22 protein-coding genes are annotated in these 24,617 nt (G+C 64.8%); 13 read left to right on the plus strand and 9 right to left on the minus strand.

The annotated features are described in order from the left end of the window. Positions 1-257 precede the first annotated feature (257 nt). The 3 genes from minC (at position 258) to minE (ending at position 2,252) form a co-directional block, all read left to right on the plus strand. Positions 258-1,076 (plus strand): septum site-determining protein MinC, encoded by an 819-nt coding sequence (gene minC / locus D3242_RS29865; protein WP_064981886.1) that lies wholly within the window; start codon positions 258-260, stop codon positions 1,074-1,076. A gap of 88 nt (positions 1,077-1,164) precedes the next feature. Next, complete coding sequence (gene minD, locus D3242_RS29870; protein WP_064981884.1) at positions 1,165-1,980, plus strand: septum site-determining protein MinD; 816 nt, start codon at positions 1,165-1,167, stop codon at positions 1,978-1,980. After that, a complete protein-coding gene (gene minE / locus D3242_RS29875; RefSeq protein WP_010910548.1) occupies positions 1,977-2,252 on the plus strand; it encodes a cell division topological specificity factor MinE in 276 nt (91 codons plus the stop codon). The genes minD and minE overlap by 4 nt, the downstream gene beginning before the upstream one ends. 487 nt (positions 2,253-2,739) lie before the next feature. On the opposite strand, the gene D3242_RS29880 is transcribed toward minE, so the two are convergent. The 4 genes from D3242_RS29880 to D3242_RS29895 are packed head-to-tail and all read right to left on the minus strand — an operon-like array spanning position 2,740 to position 7,829. After that, a complete protein-coding gene (locus tag D3242_RS29880; RefSeq protein WP_038648075.1) occupies positions 2,740-4,524 on the minus strand; it encodes an ABC transporter ATP-binding protein in 1,785 nt (594 codons plus the stop codon). Continuing rightward, complete coding sequence (locus D3242_RS29885) at positions 4,524-5,549, minus strand: glycosyltransferase family 2 protein (RefSeq protein ID WP_038648074.1); 1,026 nt, start codon at positions 5,547-5,549, stop codon at positions 4,524-4,526. Before D3242_RS29885 ends, D3242_RS29880 begins: the two co-directional genes overlap by 1 nt. A gap of 4 nt (positions 5,550-5,553) precedes the next feature. Next, positions 5,554-6,660, minus strand: coding sequence for a glycosyltransferase family 2 protein (locus D3242_RS29890; protein WP_064981882.1), 1,107 nt, complete (start codon positions 6,658-6,660; stop codon positions 5,554-5,556). Beyond that, complete coding sequence (locus D3242_RS29895; protein ID WP_064981881.1) at positions 6,657-7,829, minus strand: acyltransferase family protein; 1,173 nt, start codon at positions 7,827-7,829, stop codon at positions 6,657-6,659. Before D3242_RS29895 ends, D3242_RS29890 begins: the two co-directional genes overlap by 4 nt. A gap of 786 nt (positions 7,830-8,615) precedes the next feature. Here D3242_RS29895 and D3242_RS29900 point away from each other — a divergent pair. The 3 genes from D3242_RS29900 to D3242_RS29910 all read left to right on the plus strand — a co-directional run bounded on the left by D3242_RS29900 (position 8,616) and on the right by D3242_RS29910 (position 11,614). After that, positions 8,616-9,302: an aspartyl/asparaginyl beta-hydroxylase domain-containing protein gene (locus D3242_RS29900; RefSeq protein WP_038648068.1), complete on the plus strand. Its 687-nt coding sequence runs from the start codon at positions 8,616-8,618 to the stop codon at positions 9,300-9,302. Positions 9,303-9,438: 136 nt separating this feature from the next. Continuing rightward, positions 9,439-10,320 carry an EamA family transporter gene (locus D3242_RS29905; RefSeq protein WP_038648065.1) on the plus strand — a complete coding sequence of 294 codons (882 nt, stop codon included), beginning with the start codon at positions 9,439-9,441 and terminating at the stop codon, positions 10,318-10,320. A 172-nt stretch (positions 10,321-10,492) separates the two neighbouring features. Further along, positions 10,493-11,614, plus strand: coding sequence for a hypothetical protein (locus D3242_RS29910; protein ID WP_223217907.1), 1,122 nt, complete (start codon positions 10,493-10,495; stop codon positions 11,612-11,614). A gap of 28 nt (positions 11,615-11,642) precedes the next feature. Here D3242_RS29910 and D3242_RS29915 read toward each other — a convergent pair whose 3' ends face one another. Then, positions 11,643-12,572, minus strand: coding sequence for a LysR family transcriptional regulator (locus D3242_RS29915; protein WP_019859421.1), 930 nt, complete (start codon positions 12,570-12,572; stop codon positions 11,643-11,645). Between the two features lie 97 nt (positions 12,573-12,669). On the opposite strand from D3242_RS29915, the gene D3242_RS29920 reads away from it, so the two are divergent. After that, entirely contained in the window at positions 12,670-13,680 is a 1,011-nt protein-coding gene (locus D3242_RS29920) for a zinc-dependent alcohol dehydrogenase family protein (protein WP_064981879.1), read from the plus strand. 58 nt (positions 13,681-13,738) lie between these two features. Here the strand turns inward: D3242_RS29920 and D3242_RS29925 are convergent, their stop codons facing one another. From D3242_RS29925 to D3242_RS29935, 3 genes are read right to left on the minus strand one after another with little or no spacing between them, the layout of a single operon-like run. Further along, positions 13,739-16,051 carry a xanthine dehydrogenase family protein molybdopterin-binding subunit gene (locus D3242_RS29925; RefSeq protein ID WP_064981878.1) on the minus strand — a complete coding sequence of 771 codons (2,313 nt, stop codon included), beginning with the start codon at positions 16,049-16,051 and terminating at the stop codon, positions 13,739-13,741. Then, positions 16,048-17,031: an FAD binding domain-containing protein gene (locus D3242_RS29930; protein ID WP_064981876.1), complete on the minus strand. Its 984-nt coding sequence runs from the start codon at positions 17,029-17,031 to the stop codon at positions 16,048-16,050. The genes D3242_RS29925 and D3242_RS29930 overlap by 4 nt, the downstream gene beginning before the upstream one ends. Beyond that, positions 17,028-17,501, minus strand: a complete 474-nt coding sequence (locus D3242_RS29935; protein ID WP_081295939.1) for a (2Fe-2S)-binding protein — start codon at positions 17,499-17,501, stop codon at positions 17,028-17,030. The genes D3242_RS29930 and D3242_RS29935 overlap by 4 nt, the downstream gene beginning before the upstream one ends. Positions 17,502-17,777: 276 nt before the next feature. Here D3242_RS29935 and D3242_RS29940 point away from each other — a divergent pair, with 276 nt between their 5' ends. The 6 genes from D3242_RS29940 to D3242_RS29965 all read left to right on the plus strand — a co-directional run bounded on the left by D3242_RS29940 (position 17,778) and on the right by D3242_RS29965 (position 24,318). Next, positions 17,778-18,404 (plus strand): TetR/AcrR family transcriptional regulator, encoded by a 627-nt coding sequence (locus tag D3242_RS29940; protein WP_019859416.1) that lies wholly within the window; start codon positions 17,778-17,780, stop codon positions 18,402-18,404. Positions 18,405-18,553: 149 nt separating this feature from the next. After that, positions 18,554-19,297: a DeoR/GlpR family DNA-binding transcription regulator gene (locus D3242_RS29945; RefSeq protein WP_038648057.1), complete on the plus strand. Its 744-nt coding sequence runs from the start codon at positions 18,554-18,556 to the stop codon at positions 19,295-19,297. Between the two features lie 113 nt (positions 19,298-19,410). Next, entirely contained in the window at positions 19,411-20,982 is a 1,572-nt protein-coding gene (locus tag D3242_RS29950; protein ID WP_064981874.1) for a sugar ABC transporter ATP-binding protein, read from the plus strand. After that, a complete protein-coding gene (locus D3242_RS29955; RefSeq protein ID WP_038648052.1) occupies positions 20,979-21,965 on the plus strand; it encodes an ABC transporter permease in 987 nt (328 codons plus the stop codon). The genes D3242_RS29950 and D3242_RS29955 overlap by 4 nt, the downstream gene beginning before the upstream one ends. 74 nt (positions 21,966-22,039) lie before the next feature. Then, a complete protein-coding gene (locus tag D3242_RS29960) occupies positions 22,040-23,191 on the plus strand; it encodes a substrate-binding domain-containing protein (protein WP_064981872.1) in 1,152 nt (383 codons plus the stop codon). A gap of 128 nt (positions 23,192-23,319) precedes the next feature. Continuing rightward, on the plus strand, positions 23,320-24,318 hold the full coding sequence (locus D3242_RS29965; RefSeq protein WP_019859411.1) for a bestrophin family protein: 999 nt from the start codon (positions 23,320-23,322) through the stop codon (positions 24,316-24,318). Positions 24,319-24,337: 19 nt separating this feature from the next. Here the strand turns inward: D3242_RS29965 and D3242_RS29970 are convergent, their stop codons facing one another. After that, complete coding sequence (locus D3242_RS29970; RefSeq protein WP_019859410.1) at positions 24,338-24,610, minus strand: hypothetical protein; 273 nt, start codon at positions 24,608-24,610, stop codon at positions 24,338-24,340. Between the last annotated feature and the right edge of the window lie 7 nt (positions 24,611-24,617).

Consider the following 24,617-nt stretch of genomic DNA (forward strand, 5'->3'; position numbering starts at 1 on the left):
GATGAAAACTGCGATATGCGATGCGTTTCCGGGCAGGCTCTGCGGGTCTAACGTCCGCTGTCACTTCTCGGCAGCCACAAGTCGCCAGTCCGCTTCCGGCCCCTATCAAGACATTCAGGGTGTTGGGGGTAGCGGCCGCAACTGGCGTTTGGCCCGACCTTCCAATTTCTCGAAGACTGCCAAGTCGCACCCCCTCGTTAACCATTCGTTAACCATTCCCTCGCTAGCGTTTACCTCTCAGTAAGGATTCGCCAGCCGTGACCTTTGCCGCTCCCCTCGAGGCCAAATCCATTCGCTTTCGTGCCCGTTCTTTCGTCGCTTTCACATTGACCCCGGAAGCGCCCATGGTGGAGTGGCTGCAGGGGCTGGATCATTGGATCGGCAACTCGCCGGGCTATTTTGCCGGGCGGCCGGTGCTGCTCGATCTGAACACGCTGAAGCCGCAGACGAGCGAGATCGCGGCACTGGTGGCGGAGCTGGGGACGCGCGGCATCCGCATCTATGCCATCGAATTGGAAGGGGCCGCGCTCGGGCCCGACCTGCCGCCTCTGCTGGTCGGCGCCAAGGAGGCGACGACGGAGGGGCTGCTGCCTGGCCGCAAGGGCGGGCAAGAGGCTTCCGGCAAGGAAGGCAAGGCCGCCGAGGGCAGGGCGCCGGACCACCGCGTCGATGCTGGCGGCGTTGCCAAGCGAAAGGCTGGCGCAAGCAAGACTGAGGAAAGCGTGCCGCAGGTTTCGCATTACGATTCGGGCACGCTGATGATCAAGACGCCGATCCGTTCCGGCCAGGCGATCATGCATGCGCATGGCGATGTCATCGTGCTGGGCTCGGTCGCGTCCGGTTCGGAGATCGTCGCCGCCGGCTCGATCCATGTCTACGGCACGCTGCGCGGGCGCGCTTCGGCGGGCGCGTTGGGCAACACCGCCGCGCGCATCTTCTGCCGCCGCAACGAGGCCGAGCTTCTGTCGGTCGACGGCTGGTACATCACCGCCGAGGAGATGGAAGGCGTGTCGCGCGGCAAGCCGGTGCAGGCCTTCCTCGACGGCGACGGCCTGCGCGTCGAGACTTTGAGTTGAAGCGGCTTGGGAGCTGACGACCGCTGACTGAATAAAGGTCGGCGAGCCGGCCCGAGACAACAAACTGATAACAACGGAGGCTTTTTTCATGGGCAAGGTAGTGGTGGTCACATCGGGCAAGGGGGGCGTCGGCAAGACCACCTCGACGGCGGCGCTCGGTGCCGCCGTGGCCAAGACCGGCAAGAAGGTGGCGCTCGTCGATTTCGACGTCGGCCTGCGCAACCTCGACCTGATCATGGGCGCCGAACGCCGCGTGGTGTTCGACCTCGTCAACGTCATCCAGGGCACGGCCAAGCTGTCGCAGGCGCTGATCCGCGACAAGCGGGTCGACACGCTGTTCCTGCTGCCGGCCTCGCAGACGCGCGACAAGGACTCGCTGACGGAAGAGGGCGTCGGCGAGGTTATCGACAAGCTGCGCTCGGTGTTCGACTATGTCTTCTGCGACAGCCCGGCCGGCATCGAGCGCGGCGCGCAGCTCGCCATGCGCTTTGCCGACGAGGCGGTCATCGTCACCAATCCGGAAGTGTCGTCGGTGCGCGATTCCGACCGCATCATCGGCCTGCTCGACGCCCGCACCATGCGCGCCGAACAGGGCGAGCAGATCGCCAAGCACGTGCTGGTCACCCGCTATGACGCGGGGCGGGCCGCACGGGGTGAAATGCTCAGCATCGACGATGTGCTGGAAATCCTGTCGGTGCCGCTGCTCGGCATCATCCCGGAGAGCCAGGACGTGCTGCGCGCCTCCAACCTCGGTGCGCCGGTGACGCTGTCGGAGCCGCTCAACACCGCGGCCAAGGCCTATATCGACGCCGCAAGGCGGCTGGAAGGCGAGGATCTGCCGGTCGTCGTCCCCTTCGAGCGCAAAGGTTTCCTCGACCGTCTGTTGGGAAGGAGGGCGGCATGATGAACGTGTTCGACCTTTTCAAGCGGCGCTCCAGCGCGCCGGTGGCGCGCGAGCGGCTGCAAGTGCTGCTCGCCTATGAGCGCCGCAACCGCAGCCAGCCCGACCTCGTCTCCATCCTGCGCGAGGAGATCATGGCGGTGATCGCCAAGCACGTGCAGATCGACCAGGACTACCTGCAGGTCTCGATGGACCGCGGCGAGACCATGTCGACGCTGGAGATCGATATCCAGATCCCCAACAAGAGCGCCGTGCCGATGGCGATCGCGGGCTAGCGCCGACGCCATTTCCTCGCCCCCGCAAAGCGGGGGGTCCGAAGGACGGGCGAGACCCGTGGCTCGCCCCGGCAAGGTGGCCGCGAAGCGGTCGGAGAGGGGGCAGCGCGGCGCTCGCCGGTTCCCTCTGAATTCATTGAGGCCGAGCCATTCCCCCGCTCCGTCTCGGGCTTCGCCCGAGCCACCTCTCCCCCACATTCGTGGGGGCGAGGAACCCAGATTCTGCGAGGCCAGCGCAGCCCCGCACCCTCACGCCGCCGTCTGCGCGAGGCAGCGGATGACCAGAGCGAGGGGAGGCCGGCGCCGCATCTGGAGAGTAAGCGATGGGCACCGGCCCGGGCGGATCGACAGGTCCGCCGCGAAGGAACGGTAGCGAGTCCGGGCACCGCATGGCATTGGTGCGATCGCGCAGGGTGCCAGCGGCACGTCATGGGCCCTTGATTCGGATGGCCGAGCGGCGCACCAGGAATCGCGGTCCCGGCCCTTGTCAGTCCTGCGGTTCATGCTGGTAGAGCTCGTCCATCGAGAGTGATGCCAGGGCGCCGAAGGGGGCCTGCTTCTTCACCCGGCCGCCGCTCAGGATCACCACGTCGTCGCAGAACGAGATGGTGCTGTAATGGTGGCTGATGACGATGGTCGTGCGCCGTCCCGCTCTCGACTTCAGCGTCTCGACGATGGCCGCTTCCGACAGTCCGTCGACCGCATTGGTGGCTTCGTCGAGGATGAGCAGATCGGGGTCGCGCACCAGCGCCCTGGCCAGTGCGATCCGCTGCCTCTGTCCCGCCGACAGATTGACGCCCCTGTAGCCGACCAGCGTCTCGTAGCCCTGGGGCAGCCGCTCGATGAATTCATGCGCCTCGGCCAGCCTCGCGGCGCGCTCGGCGTCTGCGAGCGTCGCCGCGTCCTGCCCGTAGCTTATGTTCTCGAAGATCGTGCCGTCGACCAGCTCCAGCTCCTGGCTGGCCAGCGCGATGTGGCGCCGCCACTGGTTGGCGTCGATGCGGTCCAGTGGCGATCCATCGACGAGGATCCTGCCCGTGTCCGGTTCCACGAAGCGGCACAGAAGATTGACGATCGTCGTCTTGCCGGCGCCGGAGCGGCCGATCAGCGCCGTCGAGCGGCCACTGTTGATTTCGAACGTCGCCGCATGCAGCACCACTTCACGCTGGTCCGTGCCGGAATAGGTGAATGTCACGTCATCGAACTTGATGCCCCGGCGCAAACCGTGGAACGGCCCGTCGCCTTGCGGCGGCTTGGGCTTGCCCGTGGGATCCAGCATCCATGTCACCTCTTCCAGCGATCCGCTCAGGCCCTGCAGCTGGCTCCACGATCCCTGCAGGGCCCGCATATGCGGCTGCAGCCTGTAGAGCAGGATGACGAAGGCGATGATCAGCGGGAAACTCACCTGCGCCAGCCAGGCGCCGATCACCACCGCCAGGAACAGCATGGCGTGGAGAACCTCCGTCAGCGGCGGCAATGCGCCCTGGCGGACCTGCAGGACGAAGGAGGCGCGGCGAACCGCATCGGACGCGGTGTCGAAGATCGCCTTCTCCCGGCCCTCCTGGCCGAAGATGCGGATCAGCCGCCCGGCATGCACCAGATGCAGCATCTGCGAGGCGAGATGGCTGTTGCGCGAAGCGACGCTGCGGCTGGGCTCCTTCAGATTGGCCGAGAGGATGGCGTGCGCGATCTGGACGAGCGCCAGTCCGAACGTGACCAGCAGCGTCATGCGCCAGGACAACAGCAGCAGGAAGGCCAGGAGGATGATGGCGGCCGATGCGCTGACGATCGACGACAGCATGATCTGGATGGCATCGGACGCCCGCCAGGATTCGTTTGAGATGATGTTGAGCAGCCGTCCGGGGCTCTGCCGCAGGAAGAAGGGATAGCCGACCCGCAGCAGCTGCTCCGACAGTGCGCTGCGGATCGAATGGCTGGCCTTGCCGGAGATGAAGGTCGTCAGCAGCGTGTTGGCGAAGCCGAAGATGTTCTTCAGGACGATCGAGCCGAGGATGGCGGCCGAAATGACGACGAGCCGGTCGCGATCGCTGAAGCCCGATCCGACTTGCTGGAGAACAGCGGAGAAGCCCGCCATTCCCGTCGCATCGCCATGTCCCATGATGATGCCCAGCAGGGGGATGATCAGGCCGATGCCGAACCCTTCGAGGGCAGCGCCGACCAGGCCGAGGACGACCACGGCCGGAACCAGGCGCAGTTGCCGCGTCCCGAAGGCGCGGAACAGCATCGGCAGGCTAGGCGGGAGCAATGGCATCAGGCCTCGGCATTGGCTTGTTGGTCCTGCCGCACCGGCTCGGCCTGCGGTCGTCTCGCCAGCAGTGCGTATCTGGCCGCGCCGAGCACATTCATGCCGACGATCGGCCAGTGCGACAGATCGAGTTCGCGATCGAAGGCGGGCCCGCCCGCCAATTCCCGCAAGGCGCCTCTTGCGGCCCAGTAGAAATGGCGAAGCAGCCAGGGCGCATGGCGGGCATGTTTCAGGCAGAGCCCGCCATTGCCCAGGCTGTAGTCGCGGTGGAGCTTTTCGATGGCTTTGCGATCGCGCCGGCCATGGTGGTGGAATATCGTCATGTCAGGCACATACTCGACCGGGATGCCGAGCAGCACCGCCCGCACGAGGTAGTCGGTATCCTCCGCCGACCGCAATGGCCCGCCCGCGCCGAAGCGCTCGTCGAAATCGCCGATGCGGGCCGCGACGTCGCGGTGCATGGTCATGTTGCAGCCCAACACGAAGCCGCCGGGATGAATATCGGGCGTCAGCCGCTCGCGCACCCGCGATCGCTTGATCGTGAAAGGCAGGTCCCTGGGATCGCCAAGCTCGACACGGCCTCCCCGGATGAGCCCCTGTTCCCCGGAAGAATAATGTCGCTCCAGATCGCGCAGATAGTCGCAATGCACGGCGCAATCATCATCGACGAAGACCAGCACGCGCCCCCTGGCGCGCCTCAACCCGGCGTTACGGGCCGCCGCCAGCCCGGGGCGTGGCTCGTTAACGGGCGTGAATGGAATGTCCGACTTGGCGGCGATGCTGGCCAGCCGTTCCGCCGTGCGGTCGCTCGAGCCATTGTCGACGACCACGAGCTCGGCCGCGAAGCCGGCATGCGCACGGCACGCGGCCTGCACCGACTTGATGCAAGCCTCGAGCACCGCGACGCGGTTGCGCGTACAGATGATGAAGCTGACTTCCGGCGCCGATCGGTCCGGGCGCGGGCCGGCCGGGGCGCCGCCCAGCGCGGTCGATCGCTCGCGCCGCAGAGGCTGGTGGGCTTTGATCGTCATTCCTCTAGCCCACCTGATGAGATGCCAGAACCGCCGCGGCGGGCGCGGATTTGAAGAAATATTCCACGGCGTCCGCTTGCTTGCCGGCCGACAGCGAGGCGAGGCTCAGCCAGGGTGCCAAGGCGCCCGGCCGCAGCGCATATTTCTCGCGCCGCCGGATGGCGTTCCACTTCGCGGTCCGCGTCAGCAATTCATGCGTCAGGGGCGGCTGCCTTTCGTCGGTCACGAGCTGGTAGAGGAAATAGAACAGGTTGAGAGCGCCGGCCTCGAAGCTCGGCCGCGTCTCGGCCGGCAGGGAGCGGATCTGCTGCTCCAGCGCGACGATGAAGTCGGCCGCACGGGTGACCGTGTCGAAGCTGACCGCTTCGCCGATGTCGCGCAGGTCCCACGTGGCTTCCGCGAGGCCCTCGCGCTCGAGGTTCTCGGCCACGATGCGCAAATGCGTCCTGCGCATCTCCTTGCTGTGCCGGCTGGTCACGCTTGCCTGATGGACGCGGTAGACGACAAGGTTCTCGGGCATCATGGCCGCCGGGTAGCGAGCGGCCAGCCGCCTGAAGAGATCGAAATCCTCGGCGTGCCTGTAGGTCGGGTCGTAGTGGAGAGCGGCGTCTTCGACGACCTTCCTGTTGTAGACGACCGTCGGGTGCATGAAGATGGTGAAGAACATCGCCAATATGGGCATGCGGCCGAACCGGAACACCGGATCGGGCTTGCCCCTGGCGATGCGGCCGCGGATCAACATGTCGACGCCGGCGCCGCAAAAGCCCAGCTCGGGCCGCTGCTCGAACAGCGCCACCTGGCGCGACAGGCGCCAGGGATAGGCGACGTCGTCGGCGTCCATCCGCGCGACCAGCTCGCCGCTGGCGACCGCCAGCCCTTCGTTGAGCGTCGCGACGAGGCCGCGGTTTTCGCGCGAGATGATCGAGACGCGGCTGTCGGCCTGCCGGTATCGCTCGAGGATCTCGAGCGAATTGTCGCTCGAGCCGTCGTCGATCGCGACGACCTCCAGGCGGCGGTAGTCCTGCCGCAGGATGCTTCCAAGTGCTGCGGCAAGGTAGGGGCCGGCATTGTAGACCGGCAGCAGGACGGAAACGAGCGGCGCGGCGGTCATGGTCTTGCATCCGTCCGCGGGAGGTCGAGAGATGGCGCGCGGCCGTCGGGCGATCCGCCGGGATAGGCCTCCACCGGCCTCGCAAACCAGCCGGCACGGCCTGCCTGGGCTCGCCGGACATAGGGGAAGTGGCGCTTGAGGCTGTTGAGCGGCCTTTCGAAAACCAGCCAGGAAATCGCGGCCACGACAATCGTGGCAATGCTTGCAACCAGGAACCGTCCTGACCCTTGCTCCGAGACATTAAGTGGAATCCAGGGCTGCGACTTGACGGCGAGCGACAGCAATATCGGATGATAGAGATAGACGCCGTAGCTGATACGGCCGAGGGCCAGCAGCGGCGGCAGCTCCGCAAACCTGCCGGGGATGCCGCCAAGGCCGCGCGAACAGGCGGCGACCATGGCCATCAGCGGCACCAGGGGCAGGACTTGCAGCAGCAGCCAGCGGGCCCACTCCAGCGTCGGATCGGGAGGTGCCGGGACAAACCACTCGATCATCAGGAACGCGGCCGCGAAGGCAGGCCAGCCCAGCCGCATCCATTGCGGCAAGCCGGCGCCCCTCGACCGCCAGCAGGCAAGCAGCGCGCCCGACGCCAGCGCGTCCATGGATGCCGGCGGCAGCAGGTCGCGCGCCAGCGCCGGAGTGGCGGTGACCGGCCAGTAGAAGCGATAGGCCAAGGACAGCGCGATGACGCCGATGCAGATCTGTTCGAAGCGCCGGTATGGGGCCAGCAGGACCACAAGCGGCCAGGCAATATAGAACTGCTCCTCGATGCTCAGGCTCCAGAAATGGCAGAGAACCCAGGGGTTCCAGTCATTGCGCAGCGCATACCAGAAATTCGACAGGTAAAGCGCATGCCAGACCAGCGATCCCCTGGACTGCTCCAGATCGAACAGCCAGACGAAACCCAGCACGGCAAAATAGGGAGGGAATATCCGCAGCGCCCGCCTGATGTAGAAGGACCGCAGCGCGGGGCCGGCTTCAAACGCGGCGGCCGAACGCGCTTCCAGGAGCAGGCGGGTGATCAGGAAGCCGCTCAGAACGAAGAACAGCCGCACGCCGATATGGCCCCAGAACGAAGATCCTCCCGCCGCGTAGAAATGGGAATACATCACCATCGTCACGGCGATGGCCCTGAGCGCGTCCAGCTGGATGTCGCGGGCGTTTGCCATCAGCGGCTTCCACGGGGGGCCGGATGTCCGCGATGAGGCTGGCAGAGTGCCGTTTCGAGCGGCAGACCAATGCACGCGAAATTCGCCGGGGCGCCATCAAACCCGCGCTGTGCGAGCCTGCCTGGGTCGATCTCGCAATCGACGGACGGACGGCTCAAGTCGGTCAACCCGGCGGAATCCTTCACGGCGTATGTCCAGTCGCAAAACGAGTCCCCCGGCGGATGGTTCGGTCACCGCATTGTGCAGCGCAACACAAAAAATTTAGCGACCTGAAATACTTATGTGAGCAAGGCCAAAAATTGGCAAAAATCCGCAATTGTTTCGGATTCTGGAAATTCCCCATAGCTTTTCAACTTTTTGGTTGGAGTTGTATCGGCTTGCTCGCCTTAGTTGATCAGAAACATTTCTGCTCGAGCAGATAGGAAGCATCGGAATTTTCGTTAAAAAAACCTCGAGATTTAAGAATCTACATTTTACCTATTTTGGTTCATTCGGAATCATCCGGCGAATGAACTGGAATCGTTAGCTTTTTGCGATGCAGCATAGTAGCCTTCTTTCGTTGGCTTACCACGCGGCTTGCTTCCCTCAAAAGCAGGCATCCGGCCAAGCTGCAGGTTGCTGGAAAGGCCTTTCATACGGCAAAACCATGGCTCGCCAGCGCCTCACAGCGCCGCGAGGTGACCTCCAACTTGCGATATATGTTTTTGATACGGCGCACGGCGTCGTGAACAAAATGTGTAACCAAAATCGGGGGCCGTCCGTTTATGATGCGACGGAGGCCATGCGATGTCGCGCACCTACGATCTTGCATCCGATGTTATCCGGCGTGTCTATGAAAGGCGCATAGACGCGCCGGCGATTCTCGATACCGCCAGCGAATTTCCCAACGCGGCGAAGTTCACCGGCGCCTGGCGCGACATCCGTGATGAAGCGCTTGGCGTGCGTCTGGGCAAGGTCCCGCGCTTCCACGACATCATGCCGGAGCAGGCCGATATCTCGGCCAATGACGGGCGCGACTGGCGCATGTTCGTGCTCAAGGCCTATGACATGGCGGTGCCGGAGAACCTGGCGCGCATGCCGGTTCTCAGCCGCTTGCTTGCCGAATGCCCGGAAGTCAAATCGGCGGCTATCTCGTTCCTGGCGCCGCGCAAGCACATACCCAGCCATCGCGGGCCGTTCCGCGGCATCATGCGGTTTCACCTAGGCCTGGTCATCCCGCGCCAGGCCGATGGCCGCCCGGCAACCATCATGATGATCGACCATCAGGAAGAACGGATCACCGACGGCGAAGGCATGTTGTGGGACGACACCTATCCGCACGAGGTGATCAACAACGCCGATGAAGCGCGCATCGCCCTGCTGCTGGATGTCTGGCGTCCGGGCATGCCCTGGGACATGGAAATACTGTCCCGGATGATCGTGCGCGGCGTGCAGGCGGGCATGCGCCGCCGGGGCGTGTCGTTCAGCGGCTGAATCGGCGAGGGCGCCAGCGCGCCCGCACTGTCTTGACCCTATCAAGCCGCCTTCACTGCCTCAGGACAGGCAAGCCGGTTCGGCCTATCCCGATACTGCCGCGTCTGCATATCGCGGCAGGGAAGGACAAACCAAAGTGACATCGATGCCGGTTGCCAGTCGCGAAGCGGCGCCCTTGCCCGTCGCGGCGCTGATGGGGGCCATGGTGTCGATCCAGATCGGCGCCACCTTCGCCAAAACCCTGTTCCCGCAGATCGGTGCACAAGGCACGACGACGCTGCGGCTGGTCATCGGCGCGCTGATGCTGATCGCGGTGCTGCGGCCCTGGCAGATGCGGCCGACGCGCGCCACCTTGCCGTGGCTGGTCGCCTATGGCGTGACGCTCTGCGCGCTCAACCTGCTGTTCTATGCAGCCCTTGCCAGGATCCCGCTCGGCGTCGCCGTGGCGCTGGAATTTTCCGGGCCGCTGCTGGTGGCGACGCTGACCTCGCGGCGCGCCAGCGACTTCGCCTGGATCGCGCTTGCCCTGGCCGGCATCATCCTGTTGTCGCCCTTCATCCACTCCTTGCAGCCGCTCGATCCGACCGGGGTGATGCTGGCGCTGGCGGCCGGCGGCTTCTGGGCGCTCTATATCGTGCTGGCGCAGAAAGCGGGTGCGGAGCTTGGCACCCGCACCACCGCCTATGGGATGGCGATCGCCGCCGTGCTGGTGCTGCCCTTCGGCGTGGCGCAGGCGGGAATGGGGCTGCTGGCGCCGTCGATCCTGGTCAGCGCGCTGCTCGTCGGCCTGTTTTCCAGCGCGCTGCCATTCTTCCTGGAGATGGTGGCGCTGACCCGCATGCCGGCCCGCATCTACGGCACGCTGACGTGCCTGGAGCCGGGACTCGGCGCGCTGGCCGGCTTCCTGTTCCTGCACGAAAGCCTGACCCCGCCGCAACTGGCCGGCATCGCCGCCGTCATTGTCGCTGCCGCCGGGACGGCGCTGACCTCGAAGCCGCCGGTGCCGTCGCCGGAATAAAGGTGGACGCTAGGACCGCCCGGCGACGTCAATTTTGGCGCGAGCCGGCGCCCTGTTGTCGTCAGAACTTGACGCTGAGGTTGGAGCCCGGTCGCACAGTCGTCGCAAAATCGCCGCTCTTGCCGGGAATCGTACGGCTGGCAGCTGCGTGGCACGCGGGGGAGAAGCCATGATGAGACTACCGATCATGGCGGGCCTCGTTCTGGCAGGTTCTCCGGCGTGGGCAGGCGACATACCCTATGCGCCCTCGGCCAATGTCCCCGACTATGTCGCGACGATGACGGTGCAACCATCGGGAAATTCGGCCGGATCCCATACGAGGATCGTCACACATCATGACGGCTGGGTCCGTGTGGACGAACTCGGAACTGTCATCTACGGAAATCCGGCAAAGCAAATAACGGTCTCGTTCCTTAGGGATTCAAACTATTCCTCTGTTTCGGTAAACCGTCGGACGTCGACGTCCTACGAACGAATTCGCGCAGTAACGGAAACCGGCCAGACCGAGACGCATGCCGGCGAGCGATGCGACGTGCGGGACGTCGTGCGGCGCGATCCGGACAAGCAGGTTCCTAAACTGCAATGGCTGAGTTGCCTGACGGCTGATGGTATCGAGATCGCCACGAGGGTGTTTGTGAACGGCTCGCTGTTTCAATCGACGGCGATTGTCAGACTTGATCGGCGCCCCGTGTCCGCCGAGAAGGTCGAGCTGCCTGCCAATTTGCTGGAGGTTGCCCAATGGCTGCACTTCGACCATCCGCCACCCCAAGCTGCAACCGCTGTCAAGCGCCCACCGGATTTTGCCATGCACATGCAATGGCAAGGTGCGGTCAGGGCATTGCGGCGGCACGATCCATGGACCTACGATGAAACATCGTATCCCGATGGACGGCGAACCCTAAATATCCGCAACGACCAAACGGGGCAGGCACTATCCTTCGGGGCCGCCAAGGGCGGTGCGTTTGAGCGTCTCTCCATATGCGAGAAATGTCAGTTGGCAGATTCGCCGGCTATTCACCTCGGCCGCAATGTCATCCCGGAGAGCATGGGCCGCATGGACAGTGTTCTCGGCGAGGCGTGCGACTGGTTCGACATGGCTCCGGGTACGTTTGACATAAACCTTTCGCAATGTCTGACGCAGGACAAAATCCCGCTAAAAATCGGCAGTGGTGGAGCGTGGGGGCCACGTGAGGAATTTGTCGCCGATGAGGTTCAGCGCCGAGAACTCAAGCCCGAAGAGATTCTTCCACCCAGCGATGTCCTGAACCGGTCGAACTGGGATTTTCCAGGATAGGCGGGGAGATAAACCGGATGACGGCACTTCATTGCCGCCAGGGCGGCACCGGCGCGAAGCGCTTGCTGATCCAGTCGGCGAAGGCGCGGGTCTTGGCGGCCTGTCCCTTGGCTGAGGGCACGACGACATAGACCGCGCCTTCGTCGGCCAGCGTCCACTCCTCCAGGACAGGCACAAGGCGTCCGTCGCCGAGCTCGCGGCCGATCAGCCAGTCGGTGCTCATCATCAGTCCGAGGCCCTGCACGGCGGCCTCCACCAGCACCTCGGCATCGTCGCTGACCAACGGTCCGGAAACCTCGACGCGTGCGCGCCGGCCCTCGCGGTCGGTCATCTCCCAGGCCGGAAATGTCTGGAAGCCGCTGAAGCCCAGGCAGGAATGCTCGAGCAGCGCCTGCGGCGTCCGCGGCCTGCCTCTTCGGGCGAGATAGGCGGGGGCGGCGCAAAGCAGCCGGCGCCGCGTCGCCACCTTGCGCGCCACCAGGCGCGAATCCTCCAGCGCGCCGAGCCGCACGGCGACGTCGAAATTCTCGGCGACCAGATCGGCGAAGCGGTTGGAGAATTCGGCCTCGATGCGGATATCGGGATATTCGGCCAGGAATTGCGGCAGCAGCGGTCCGATCCACATGCGCCCGAACGTGCCGGGCAGCGCCAGCCTGAGCAGGCCGCGCGGGCTGCCGTCGGCATGAGCCGACGCGGCGGCCTCTGCCTCGTCGACGGAGGCGAGGATGGCGCGCACGCGTACCAGGAATTCGGCACCGGCTTCGGTCAGCGACACGCTGCGTGTCGTGCGGGAGAGCAGCCTGACCCCCAGCCGCTCCTCCAGCGATTGCAGGCGCCGCGACAGGATGGTCGCGTCGCGCCCGACACGCACTGCTGCCCTGGTGAAGGAGCGCGCCTCGGCGATGGCAGCGAAGGCCGCCATTTCGGCAAGGGCCGCCGGTTCGTGAGATTGCTGCATTTTCCGCATTACTCAAATGCAAAATGAAACGATTATATAGGAATAGCGCAGCAGATAGGTTCACTCAACCATCAATCGTCCCACCGGAGTGAAAACCATGAAAGCCATCGAACTGAGCCAACCCCGGCTCGACGCCTTCCGCGCCGCCACCGTCGCCACCCCCGAACCGCAGCGCGGCGAGGTGCTGATCCGCCAGCGTGCGGCAAGCCTCAATTTCGTCGATGTCGCGGTGGCGAGCGGCAATTATCCCGGACCGAGCTTTCCGCTCATCCCGGTCGCCGACGGCGCCGGCGAGATCGTCGCGCTGGGCGAGGGCGTTACGAGTTTCAGCACGGGTGATCGCGTCGTCGCCCATGCCAAGCCGCGCTGGATCGGCGGCCGGCCGCGGCCCTACGAGATGACGCAGATGCGTGGCGTCTCGCTGCCGGGGTCACTGGCCGAATATGTCGCGCTGCCGGCCAATTCGCTCGTGCCGGTCCCGGCGCATCTCTCCTTCGAGGCTGCATCGACATTGCCGATCGCCGGCACCACGGCATGGAACGCGCTGCGCACCGCCAATGTCGGGCCGGGCTCGGTGGTCGTGCTGCTCGGCACCGGCGGCGTCTCGATCTTCACCCTGCAGCTTGCCAAGGCCGCCGGCGCCACCGTCATCATCACCTCGTCATCGGACGAGAAGCTGGAGCGGGCGAAGGCGCTGGGCGCCGATCATCTCATCAACTACCGCGCGACATCAGACTGGGACGGCAAGGTGCTGGAACTGACCGGCGGCCTCGGCGCCGACCTCGTCGTCGAGACCGGCGGCACCGCCACCTTCGCCCGCGCCATCAACGCCACCGCCCCCGGCGGCACGCTGTTCACCATCGGTTTCGTCACCGGCGCCGAGGCCACGATCAACCTGTTGCCGATCATCATCAAGGCGCCGAAGGTGATCGGCAACAACACCGGGTCGGTGTCCGACCTTCGCGACGCCGCCCGCGCCATCGGCGCGGCCGGGATCGAGCCGGTCGTCGACAAGGTGTTTTCGCCTGGTGACGCGGCCGAAGCCTACGCCCACATGGCCGCCGGCGGCCTGCATTTCGGCAAGCTGGCGTTCGGATTGGAGTGGTAGGGGCGAAAGCGGACGAGCGCGTAATCTCCAGCGCAAAGGGAGATTACGCGCTCCACCCTCAGATCAGCTTCTCCAGCGTGATCGGCAAATCGCGCACCCTCTTTCCCGTCGCGTGGAACACCGCATTGGCGATCGCGGGCGCGACACCGACGATGCCGAGTTCACCGACACCCTTGCCGCCGAGCGCCGAGGAGTGCAGGTCGGGAATGCCCACCGAGATCACCTCGATGTCCGGGATGTCGGCATTGGTCGGCACCAGGTAATCGGCGAGGTTGTTGTTGACGATGCGGCCATAGCGACGATCCATGATGCCTTCTTCCAGCAACGCCTGGCCGATGCCCATGATGATGCCGCCCTTCCATTGGCTTTCGGCGAGCTTCGGGTTGTAGAGCCGGCCGGAATCCAGTGCCGACACCACGCGCGACACGCGCACCGTGCCGAAATCCTCGTCGACGCGCACCTCGATGAAATGCGCGCACCAGGAATAGCGCGAATAGTCGCCCTCGGTGTGTGGCAGCGCCATGGCGATGGTGGTGTAGTTCTTGTAGCGGTCCTCGGCGGTCGAGTTGGCCGGCATGGTGTCGCCGGTCGCCTCTATGCGGTCGCGGCCGACGCTTTTGAGCAGTTCGGCGATCGAGACATCCGGGCCGTCGCCGCGCGGCGAAGCGATGCGGCCCTTTGCGACGACCAAAGTGTTGGCCTGCAGCGCGTGGAAGGGCGAGCGCGGATCGCTGATGGCAAGCCCGACCAGCTGGTCGAGCGCCGAGGTCGCCGCCTTATGAACCGCACCCGTCATCACGCCGGCCAGCCGCGAGCCGCCGCTGACGCCGGCTCGGGCAAAGCGGGAATCGCCGAGTTTCACCACCACATCGTCGGCCGGCACGCCGACCGTCTCGGCGGCGGTCTGCGCAAGGATGGTGTAGGTGCCCTGGCCCATGTCGATCGAGGAGCTTTCGACCTCGACCGAGCCGTCGGCCAGGATGCGCACGACAGCCTCGCCATAGGCGCGCCGCACCGGATAGGTGCCGGCGGCCACGCCCCAGCCGATCAGCTGGTTGCCGTCCCGCATCGAACGCGGTTTTGGCGAGCGCCTGGACCAGCCGAAGTGTTCGGCGCCCGCGGCAAAAGCCTCGCGCAACTGCCTGGTCGACCAAGCTTTTCTGGTGTGCGGGTCCTGTTCGGCATAGTTGCGCAGGCGGATTTCCAACGGATCGATGCCGACCTCATAGGCAAGCTCGTCGATGGCGCTTTCGATGCCGAAGGCCGAGGGGTTTTCGCCCGGCGCGCGCATGGCGCCCGGCACCACGGAATTGACCCGCACGACATTCTGCTTCGAGGAGAAATTCGGCGTCGCGTACATGATCGAGGTGACCGAGCCCAGCGGCTCGACCCACATGCCGTCGATGGATGTTTCATTGACGCCGCGATGCACGATCGACTGGATCATGCCGTCGCGGTCGGCGCCGATCGTCACCGTCTGGCGCGTCGCGGCGCGGCCGCCATAGCCGGTAAAGGTCTGCGGCCGCGTCATCACCAGCTTCACCGGCCGTCCCAGCATCTTGGCGGCACTTGCCGCCACCGCGCTATGGCTGAGCGCCAGCGCCTTGGAGCCGAAGCCGCCGCCAATATAGGGCGAGACCAGCCGCACATTCTCGAACGGCACTTCGAACCATTCGGCATAGGTGCGGGCCATGCCGTCCAGCCACTGGCTCGGCTCCCACACGGTGAGATGATCGCCTTGCCAGTGCGCGATCAGCCCATGCGGCTCCATCGGCGCCTGATATTCGCGCGGCGTGTTGTAGGCGGCGCAGATGCGCACCGGCGCGGCGGCGAAGGCGGCAGGCGCGTCGCCCCATTCCTTGGTCATGGCATCGATCGGAATGCCGTCGCCGGCCTTGCCGTCGCTGAGGTCGACGATGGCGGGCGTCTCGTCATAGCTGACCTTGACCAGGGCCGCCGCGGCGACCGCCTGCTCGAAGGTATCGGCGACGACCGCCGCGACGTGCTGGCCCGAGAAGGTGATGTCGCGCGCCAGCGGGCAGTAGGGCTTGTCCGGCGGCGGCGTGCCGAACCAGTCCGACGCGGTCCGGAGGCTGATGATGGTGTCAGGGGTCAGCACTTGCAGGACGCCCGGCGAGGCTTCAGCGATTGCCGTGTCGATCGCGCGCACCTTGCCCGAGGCGATCGTGCTTTCGACCAGCACGGCGTAGGCCAGTCCTTCGAGCTGCTGTTCGACCGCGTATTTCGCGGCACCGGTGATCTTGGCCGGGCCGTCGACGCGCGACAGCCTGCCGCCGACGGCTTCCGTCAGTGCGCCGTCGGAGGCGTCGCCCCGTTTCGATTCACCAACTCTGATGTTGTGAACGGTCATGCCGTCTCTCCCAATTTGAGGATGGCGCGCGCGACAACGCGCGGCGCGAGTTCGATCTTGTAGTGGTTGGCGCCATGGTCGACGGCGCCTTCGATGGCGAGCAGGCTGGCGGCGCGGACGGTTTCCGGCTCCAGTGCCTTGCCCTTCAAGGCGTCTTCCACGGCACGGACACGCCAGGGCTTGGTCGCGACGCCGCCAAGCGCTATGCGAAGATCCCGAATGGTGCGGCCATCGGCTTCGAATTCGATACCGACCGCCGCACTTGCCGCCGCGAATTCATAGGATTGCCGGTCGCGGATTTTCAGATAGGTCGAGCGGCGGGCGGCGGCGGAGCCGGGGATTTCGATGGCGGTGATCATCTCGCCCGGCTCGATGGCGTGTTCCCTGTCGGGCGTGGTGCCGGGCAGCAGGAAAAAGTCGTCGACCAGAAGCTTGCGCTCGCCCAGATGAACTGTTGCGTCGAAGGCGACCAAAGCGGTGGCGAGGTCGCCAGGATACATGGCGATGCAGGCCTCGCTGGTGCCAAGCACGGCGTGTCCCCGGGTGACGCCGCCGATCGCCGAACAGCCGCTGCCGGGCTTACGTTTGTTGCAGGCGGCAAAATTCGCGGGATCGCGGAAATAGGGGCAGCGCGTGCGCTGCATCAGATTGCCGCCGATGGTCGCCATGTTGCGGATCTGCGCCGACGCCGCCTGCCACAGCGCTTCGGAGATGGCGGGGAAGCGGCTCTTGATATCGGCGTGGTCGGCGACATGGCCCATTTTGGCAAGCGCGCCGATGGTGGCGCCGCGTTCATTCACGTCGATCCGGTCGAGCCCCTTGAGATGGGTGATGTCGACCAGCGTGTCCGGCTCGGCGACGCCGCATTTGGCGAGGTCGATCAGCGTGGTGCCGCCTGCCAGCAGCATGGTGCCGGGCAGGGCGGCCGCCTGGCGTGCGGCATCGGCAGACGTGGCGCGAAGATAGGAAAAATCCCTCATGATGCGAACTCCTGAGCTGCCTGGCGCACGGCGGCGACGATGTGCGGATAGGCGCCGCAGCGGCAGAGATTACCGGCCATGTATTCGCGGATTTCCTCATCCGAGCCGGCATGGCCCTCGCGGATGCAGGCCACCGCCGACATGATCTGGCCCGGCGTGCAATAACCGCACTGGAAGGCGTCCTGCTCGAGGAAGGCAGCCTGCACGGGATGCAGTTCGCCCGCCCGTGCAAGCCCCTCAATGGTGGTGATGGCGCGGCCTTCGGCTTGCGCGGCCAGCGTCAGGCACGCCAGCACGCGCTCGCCGTCTATGTGCACGGTGCAGGCGCCGCACTGGCCATGGTCGCAGCCTTTCTTGGTGCCGGTCAGGCCGAGCCGCTCGCGCAAGGCATCGAGCAGCGTGACGCGCGGCTCGAGCTGCAATTCGTGATGCTGGCCGTTGATGTCGAGGTGGACGGGGATTTTTGTCATGGGCGTCTGGCTCCAGTTGCTTGACGCTGAGGGGAATGAATTGGTGTCGGGGCGGAGGAGGGCAAGGGGCGCGGAGGAGGGCAAGGGGCGCGGAGGGCTAGATGTTGGCGGCCTTCGCCAGTCTCCAGTGGGTAACCGCTTTGTCTTGCGGGTTCGAAAGAGGTGACATACGGGGTTCCCTGCCTATATGATGAAAGCACTCCACTTAAAGCGGAGGTGCCTCCGTTTATTACGTGGGGGCTGGCCTAGCCGGGTTCAAGTCCCCATATTTTGTCCGTGGAGAAAAAATTGGCCGAAGCCGTCATCGCTGAAGACGCCGCCGCGGAAACCAAACCGCTGCGCGCGGATGCCCAGCGCAACCGCGACCGGCTGGTCGAGGTGGCGGCCTCGGTGTTTGCCGAGCGCGGCATCGATGCCTCGCTGGAGGAGATCGCGCGCCGCGCCGGCGTCGGCATCGGCACGCTCTACCGGCATTTCCCGACGCGCGAGCATCTGGTCGAGGTGGTCTACCGCCGCGAGGTGGAGGCGCTTTGCGCCGCCGCCGGCGAGCTTGCGGCAAGGCATCCGTCCGATGTCGCCCTGGAGGAGTGGATGCGGCGCTTCGTCGACTACATCGCCACCAAGCGCGGCCTGGCGACCAGCCTGCGCATCCTGCTCACAACCAATTCGACGCTGTTTTCCGACACGTCGGGGCGGGTCTCGCAGGCCTTGCGGCAACTGGTCGAGGCGGCGGTGGCCGACGGCACCATCCGCGGCGATGTCGATGCCTCCGATGTGCTGCACGCCCTGTCGGGCATCTATTCCGCGCCCGATACGCCGGAGTGGCGTGACCGTTCGCGGCGGCTGGTCAAGCTGTTGATGGATGGGTTGCGGTTCGGGGCGGGGAACCCCGCCAAGGCCTGACGGTCTCCAAGACCGGTCTCAGCGAACCAAGAAACCTCGTAGACAGACGTCTCCGTTAGCCATGGCAGGCCGAGCCCGCGCGCCGCACTTGCATCTGAATGCGAGCGGTTGTTAAAATCCTCACATTTCAGGATGCACAGGCCCAACGCATGACTGCTCGCAAGGCGCAAAGGACAGCCCGGTTGATCGATCTGCTGTCGCAGCGGCGGGTCATCCATCTCAGCGAAGCGGCGGCGCTGCTCGGCGTCTCCGAGATGACGGTGCGGCGCGACATCGCCACCAACCAGGGGCAGATCGCCTATCTCGGAGGGCACATATTGGCGGCGGCCGAGATCGAGGCCGATATTCCCTACGAATTGGCGACCGCGGCCGACAGCCATGCGGCGGCCAAGCGCGAAGCCTGCGCGCATGCGGTGCGCAAGATACGGCCCGACGAGACGATCTTCATCGACTGCGGCACGACGCTGATCCATCTGATCGATCTCATTCCCGAAAATTATCAAATAACGGCAATATGTTACGCCATGAATGTCGCGGAGCGGCTGAGCCGCAGGCCCAATGTCACCATCATCATGCTGGGCGGCGTCTATCATCCAGCGTCGGCGTCATTCTCGGGCACGCATGATTTCGACATTTTGAACAGCGTCGGCATCAACGCGGCCTTCCTGTCGGCCGCCGGCGTCGATGCCAAGCGCGGTGCCACCTGCGAGCATTTCCACGAGGCGGTGGTGAAGCAGAAGGTGATGAGCCTGGCGCGCGAAAATTACCTGGTCATCGACTCGAGCAAGATCGGCAAGCTCAAGCGCGCCTTCTTCTCAGCCATGGACGGCTTCGACGCCATCATTACCGAGCACGGCGAGGTCGGGCCGGATTCATTCCTGCCGCAGGCCTGACTCCGTTTGACATTTCACTGGTCTGATGGAAAAGTCACAAAAAAAGTAAGAGAAGTCCCAAAAGGGGCTCGACAAGGGTAGGGGACGCGTCAACGGGAGGAAGTGCGGGCGTCATGATCGAACAGGGTTCGATTGCGCCATTTTCCGGGACGCCCTTGCTGCGCGTCGAGGGCGTCAGGAAGCGGTTCGGCGGCGTCAATGCGCTGCGCGGCGTCAGTCTCGAAATCCGCGCCGGTGAAGTGCACGCACTGCTCGGTGAAAACGGCGCCGGCAAGTCGACGCTGATCAAGATCCTGAGCGGCGTGCATGTGCATGATGGCGGCTCGATCGAAATCGACGGCAAGCCTGTCTCGTTTTCTTCGCCGGCCCAGTCGCGCGATGCCGGCGTGGCCGTCGTCTATCAGGATCTGAGCCTGGTCGAGTCGCTCTCGGTCGCCGACAATCTGCTTCTCGGACGAGAGCCGAAGACGCGGCTCGGCTTCCTGAAAAAACGTCAGCTGGTGGCGCAGGCCGAAGCCTTCCTCAAGTCGCAGAACATTCCGCTCGATGCCCGCGCCATGGTCGGCTCGCTGCCCTTCGCCTATCGCCAGATGACCGAGATCGCCAAGGCGCTGATGGGCGATGTCCGCCTGCTCATTTTGGACGAGCCGACCTCGGCGCTGACCGATGATGAGGAGAAGATCCTGTTCGAGGCGATCCGGGCGGTCGCGGCGCGGGGCGTCGGGGTGATCTATGTCACGCATCGCCTCAACGAAGTGTTCCGCATTTCCAACCGGGTGACCGTCTTCCGCGACGGGCAGAACGCCGGCACCTTCTTCACGGCGCAAACCAATATGCGGCAATTGGTCGGCGCGATCGTCGGGCCGGATCACGCTGTGCTGAAAGCAGATGGCGATGCACCTGGGCAAGACACGGCGTCATCGGCCGGTTCATCTGAAAAGCCCGTGCTCGAATTGAAAGGTGTCAGCAATGACCGGCTCGACGGGGCCAGTCTCGAATTGCGCGCCGGCGAAATCCATGGCCTTGCAGGGCTGATCGGCAGCGGACGCACCGAAATCCTGCAGACCATCTTCGGCCTGCGATCCGTTCAATCGGGCGAGGCCAGCCTGGACGGTGTCTCGCTGAAGGGCACAGACCCGGCAGCGGCGATCGGGCTGGGCATCGCGCTTGTGCCGGAGGACCGGCACGTCCAGGGCCTGGTCCTCGAACATTCGATCGAGCGCAATCTGACCTTGCCCCGCCTGCCTTATTTCTCGCGCCTTGGCTGGCTGCAGCGGCGGCCGGCGAGCGAACATGCCAATGCGGCGATGCGCCGGCTGGCCGTGAAGGCGCCGAGCGCGTCGACCATGGTGAAGAACCTGTCGGGCGGCAACCAGCAGAAAGTGGTGTTCGGCAAATGGAACGAACCACGGCCGCGCGTGCTGCTGCTCGACGAGCCGACGGTCGGGGTCGATGTCGGCGCGCGCGAGGAGATTTACGGCGTCATTCGCGCCGCGGCAGCGGCCGGCAGCGGCGTGCTGCTGGTGTCTTCGGACCTCTCCGAACTGCTGCAGCTTTGCGACCGCATCTCCATCGTCGTCGATGGCCGGATCACCAGGACGGTCGCGCGGCCGGACTTCTGCAGCGCCGAGGATCTTCATCACCTCATTCAACTTTCGCAGCCATCGGAAGAGCACGCGGCATGACCGACATCCAAAGCCCAGCGAAAGCCGCAGCCAGCCAGCCAGGTGGTCGCTCGGCCTTGCAGCATCTGCTCCAGGGCGACCGGCCCTACATGCTCTACGTGGCCTTCGCCATCATGCTGATCGTGTTCAGCCTGGCGTCGCCCTGGTTCCTGTCGATCGACAATTTTCTCAACATCGGTCGCCAGACGACACTGGTCTCGATCATCGCGGTGGGCATGACATTCGTCATCATCTCCAGGCAGATCGACCTGTCCGTCGCCTCGACGCTGGCACTTTCGGGCATGAGCGCATCGCTGGCCATGGCCTTTGTCGCCAACAGCTGGGTCGTCGGCGCCGTGGCGGGGCTGGGCACCGGGGCGCTGATCGGGCTGCTCAACGGTGTCTTGACCACCCGCCTGGAAATCCCGTCCTTCCTGGTGACGCTGGGCACGCTGAGCGGCGCGCGCGGCCTGGCGCTGATGGTCACCAACACCAAGCCGGTCATCATCACCAACGAGTATTATTTCGCGATCTTCGGCGAAGGCTCGGTGCTCGGCATACCGGCGCCGATCCTGTGGACGCTCGGCGTCACCATCGCCGGCATCTTGCTGCTGCACTACAGCGTCTATGGGCGGCGGGTTTACGCGGCGGGCGGCAACCCGACGGCAGCACTCTATTCCGGCGTCCATATCAAGCAAGTCACGACGCTCGCCTTCGTGCTGACCGGCACGCTCGCCGGGCTGGCGTCGCTCATCCTGTCGGCGCGCTCGCACGCGGCGCGGCCCGATGTGGTGCAAGGCATGGAGCTCGACGTCATCGCCTCGGTCATCCTCGGCGGCTGCAGCCTGTTCGGCGGCCGTGGCTTTGTGCTCGGCACGCTGCTCGGCAGCCTGATCATCGGCACGCTCAACAACGGACTGGTGCTGCTCGGCGTCAGCTCGTCACTGCAACTCGTCATCAAGGGAGCAATCATCGTCGCCGCGGTCGCGTTCACGAGGAGGTAAGGCGCACGCGGAAATCAGCAGAAGCCGCCGACTCCAAACGGCAAAACAAATATCAACAATCAACGGAGGAAGTCATGAAGAAATCGGTTCACTCGCTTTTCTGCACATTGAGCCTCGCCGCCAGCGCCTTCGCGCTGTCGACGTCCCTGAGCGTGGCGCAGACGCCGGACACTTGCGTTACCGGCGTCGACATGGCGACGCTCGGTCCCAAGGGCATTGTCGGCCAAGGCCCGCATGGCGAGAAGGCAGCCTCGCCCGACGAGCTGAAATTGACCGACGAAGAGGCCGCCAAGGTCAAGGCCGGCAAGTTCAAGGTCGGCATTTCCATGCAGACGGTGAACCTCGACTGGTCGCAATTGCAGGTGCAAGGCATCAGCGAAACGCTGGCAAAATATGGCGTCACCGTCACCGGCGTGGCGTCGGCCGAGTATCAGGTCGACAAGCAGATCGCCGATATCGAGAACACCATCCAGCAGCATCCGGACGGCATCATCTCCATTCCCGTCGATTTCACGGCGACGGCGCCGACCTACAAGAAGGTGGGCGAGGCCGGCATCAAGCTGGTGTTCATGGACAGCATCCCCGTTGGCCTCTCATCTCCCAAGGATTTTGCCTCGATGATCTCGGCCGACAGCCAGGGCAACGGCCAGATCGCGGCGCAGATCCTGGCGTCCTGCATGCCCAAGGGCGGCACGATCGGCCTGGTCAATTTCGGCGTCGACTATTTCAGCACCAATGAGCGCACCAAGGGTGTCGGTGAGTGGATGAAAAAGAACCGTCCCGACATCGTCATGAAGCAGGTCGACTTCACCGATCCCTCCAAGGTCTCGCAGATCTCCGGCGATTTCCTCACCGGCAATCCCGATGTGAAGGGGCTGTTCGCGGTATGGGACCAGCCGGCGCTGGACACGCTGTCCTCGATGCGCGCGCAAGGCATCGACATTCCGATCACCACCGTCGATCTCGGTCTGCAGTCGGCGATCGAGATCGCCAAGGGCGGACCGCTCAAGGCAACCGGCTCGCAGCGCCCCTATGACCAGGGCGTCGCCGAGGCGCTGGCGATGATGAAGGCGCTGATCGGGCAACCCACGCCCGCTTGGGTCGGCGTGCAGTCGCTGCCGGTGGTGCAGTCCAACGTGCTGGAATCCTTCAAGACTGTCTTCCACAAGGATCCGCCGGCTGAACTCGTCGACGCCTGCAACAGCGCCAAGCCGAAGTGCAATTGAGATAGCGGCATGGGCGCGGGAGAGATCCCGCGCCCACAATAGCCGGAACGGCCATTCATCCCGGGCGTGGGGCATGCTAGGCGTCAATAGCTTGATTTGCCTGTTATCCACGTTTTCGAGGGCATGCGATGTATGTAGGCCGTTCCTACAAACTGATCGATTTCGCGCTGTGGTCGCGGCGCAGCGTCATCTACATGGTGGTGGTGAGCGGACTGGCCGTCGCGGCCTACCGTCTTCCGGGCATTGCCGGGTTCTCGGTGCCATGGTCTGTCGTGCTCGTGCTCGGCACCACCGTGTCTCTCGTCGCCGGCTTCAAGAATTCGCAGGTGCTGACCCGCAGCGGCGAGGCGTTGCAGGCCTTCACGCAAATCATCGCCAGCAGCCGGATGTGGTCCAATTTCTGCCGCGACTTCCTCGACGCGCCGACGGCGAGGCAGCTCATCTACCGTCATATCGCCTGGATGACGGCACTGCGCTTTTCGCTGCGGCGGCCGATGCCCTGGGAATCGATGGGGAAGGCGGCCAATATCGAGTATATGCGGCGCTACCGCATCAGCGAGGACAAGGGCTCGCTCGCCGAGGAATTGCCGCCGCTGCTGGCCGAACAGGCCGACAAGGTGCTGAGATCGCCGCAGCCGGCGCTGGCCCTGCTCGAAATGCAATCGGTCCAGGTCAACGCGCTGTTCAAGGACGCCAAGCTCCCCCCGCAGATATACGTCGAACTGACGAAGCTGATCCGCGACTTCCACGATCAGCAGGCGCGCTGCGACCGCATCAAGAACAATCCCTATCCGCGCCAATACGCCATCGTCAGTTCCATGTTCGTGATGATCTTCTGCACGCTGCTGCCGTTCGGCGTCGTTCCGGTCTTCGCGGAGATGGGCAAGCTGGGCGGTGCGCTCGGCACATTCGGCATCTGGCTGACGATCCCGTTCAGCACGCTGCTGGGCTGGGCCTACATGTCTCTCGACCAGGTCGGCGAAAGCAGCGCCAACCCGTTCGAGGGCAATGCCAACGACGTTCCGATCTCGCAGATCTGCCGCGACATCGAGATCGAGCTGCGCGCGGGCCTTGGCGAGGCTGACCTGCCGAAGCCCTTGCTGCCCGTCAACGATATCGCGACCTGAAGTGCCTGATCTGGCGCGGCTACGCTTTCGCTTCGACGAGGATCACCAGCGATTCCGGCACCACGCCATCATGCGCCATGGCGTCGGCGGCCGCCTTGCTCTGCATTAGCGCGGCCATCTTATCCATATCCGGCACGTCCATCATCACGGCCACCCGTTTCGGGTTCTGCGGATCGACGAAGGTGCGGATGTTGGTGATCCCCAGCGAGCCGAAAAGCTCCTTGCGCTTGGGTGAACTGAGCCAGTGCTTGCTGTCTTTCGAGATGTTGTGATGGCCGATTACGGTTGGCATGGCATCC

Source organism: Mesorhizobium jarvisii, from assembly GCF_003601985.1.
Taxonomy (GTDB): domain Bacteria; phylum Pseudomonadota; class Alphaproteobacteria; order Rhizobiales; family Rhizobiaceae; genus Mesorhizobium; species Mesorhizobium jarvisii.

What these genes read in the sequence shown, in the direction of transcription:
- minD (WP_064981884.1), top strand. Translation starts at nt 1,165, where the DNA reads ATGGGCAAGGTAGTGGTGGTCACATCGGGCAAGGGGGGCGTCGGCAAG.
- minE (WP_010910548.1), top strand. Translation starts at nt 1,977, where the DNA reads ATGATGAACGTGTTCGACCTTTTCAAGCGGCGCTCCAGCGCGCCGGTG.
- D3242_RS29880 (WP_038648075.1), bottom strand. Translation starts at nt 4,524, where the DNA reads ATGCCATTGCTCCCGCCTAGCCTGCCGATGCTGTTCCGCGCCTTCGGG.
- D3242_RS29885 (WP_038648074.1), bottom strand. Translation starts at nt 5,549, where the DNA reads ATGACGATCAAAGCCCACCAGCCTCTGCGGCGCGAGCGATCGACCGCG.
- D3242_RS29890 (WP_064981882.1), bottom strand. Translation starts at nt 6,660, where the DNA reads ATGACCGCCGCGCCGCTCGTTTCCGTCCTGCTGCCGGTCTACAATGCC.
- D3242_RS29895 (WP_064981881.1), bottom strand. Translation starts at nt 7,829, where the DNA reads ATGGCAAACGCCCGCGACATCCAGCTGGACGCGCTCAGGGCCATCGCC.
- D3242_RS29900 (WP_038648068.1), top strand. Translation starts at nt 8,616, where the DNA reads ATGTCGCGCACCTACGATCTTGCATCCGATGTTATCCGGCGTGTCTAT.
- D3242_RS29910 (WP_223217907.1), top strand. Translation starts at nt 10,493, where the DNA reads ATGAGACTACCGATCATGGCGGGCCTCGTTCTGGCAGGTTCTCCGGCG.
- D3242_RS29915 (WP_019859421.1), bottom strand. Translation starts at nt 12,572, where the DNA reads ATGCAGCAATCTCACGAACCGGCGGCCCTTGCCGAAATGGCGGCCTTC.
- D3242_RS29920 (WP_064981879.1), top strand. Translation starts at nt 12,670, where the DNA reads ATGAAAGCCATCGAACTGAGCCAACCCCGGCTCGACGCCTTCCGCGCC.
- D3242_RS29925 (WP_064981878.1), bottom strand. Translation starts at nt 16,051, where the DNA reads ATGACCGTTCACAACATCAGAGTTGGTGAATCGAAACGGGGCGACGCC.
- D3242_RS29930 (WP_064981876.1), bottom strand. Translation starts at nt 17,031, where the DNA reads ATGAGGGATTTTTCCTATCTTCGCGCCACGTCTGCCGATGCCGCACGC.
- D3242_RS29935 (WP_081295939.1), bottom strand. Translation starts at nt 17,501, where the DNA reads ATGACAAAAATCCCCGTCCACCTCGACATCAACGGCCAGCATCACGAA.
- D3242_RS29945 (WP_038648057.1), top strand. Translation starts at nt 18,554, where the DNA reads ATGACTGCTCGCAAGGCGCAAAGGACAGCCCGGTTGATCGATCTGCTG.
- D3242_RS29950 (WP_064981874.1), top strand. Translation starts at nt 19,411, where the DNA reads ATGATCGAACAGGGTTCGATTGCGCCATTTTCCGGGACGCCCTTGCTG.
- D3242_RS29955 (WP_038648052.1), top strand. Translation starts at nt 20,979, where the DNA reads ATGACCGACATCCAAAGCCCAGCGAAAGCCGCAGCCAGCCAGCCAGGT.
- D3242_RS29960 (WP_064981872.1), top strand. Translation starts at nt 22,040, where the DNA reads ATGAAGAAATCGGTTCACTCGCTTTTCTGCACATTGAGCCTCGCCGCC.
- D3242_RS29965 (WP_019859411.1), top strand. Translation starts at nt 23,320, where the DNA reads ATGTATGTAGGCCGTTCCTACAAACTGATCGATTTCGCGCTGTGGTCG.
- D3242_RS29970 (WP_019859410.1), bottom strand. Translation starts at nt 24,610, where the DNA reads ATGCCAACCGTAATCGGCCATCACAACATCTCGAAAGACAGCAAGCAC.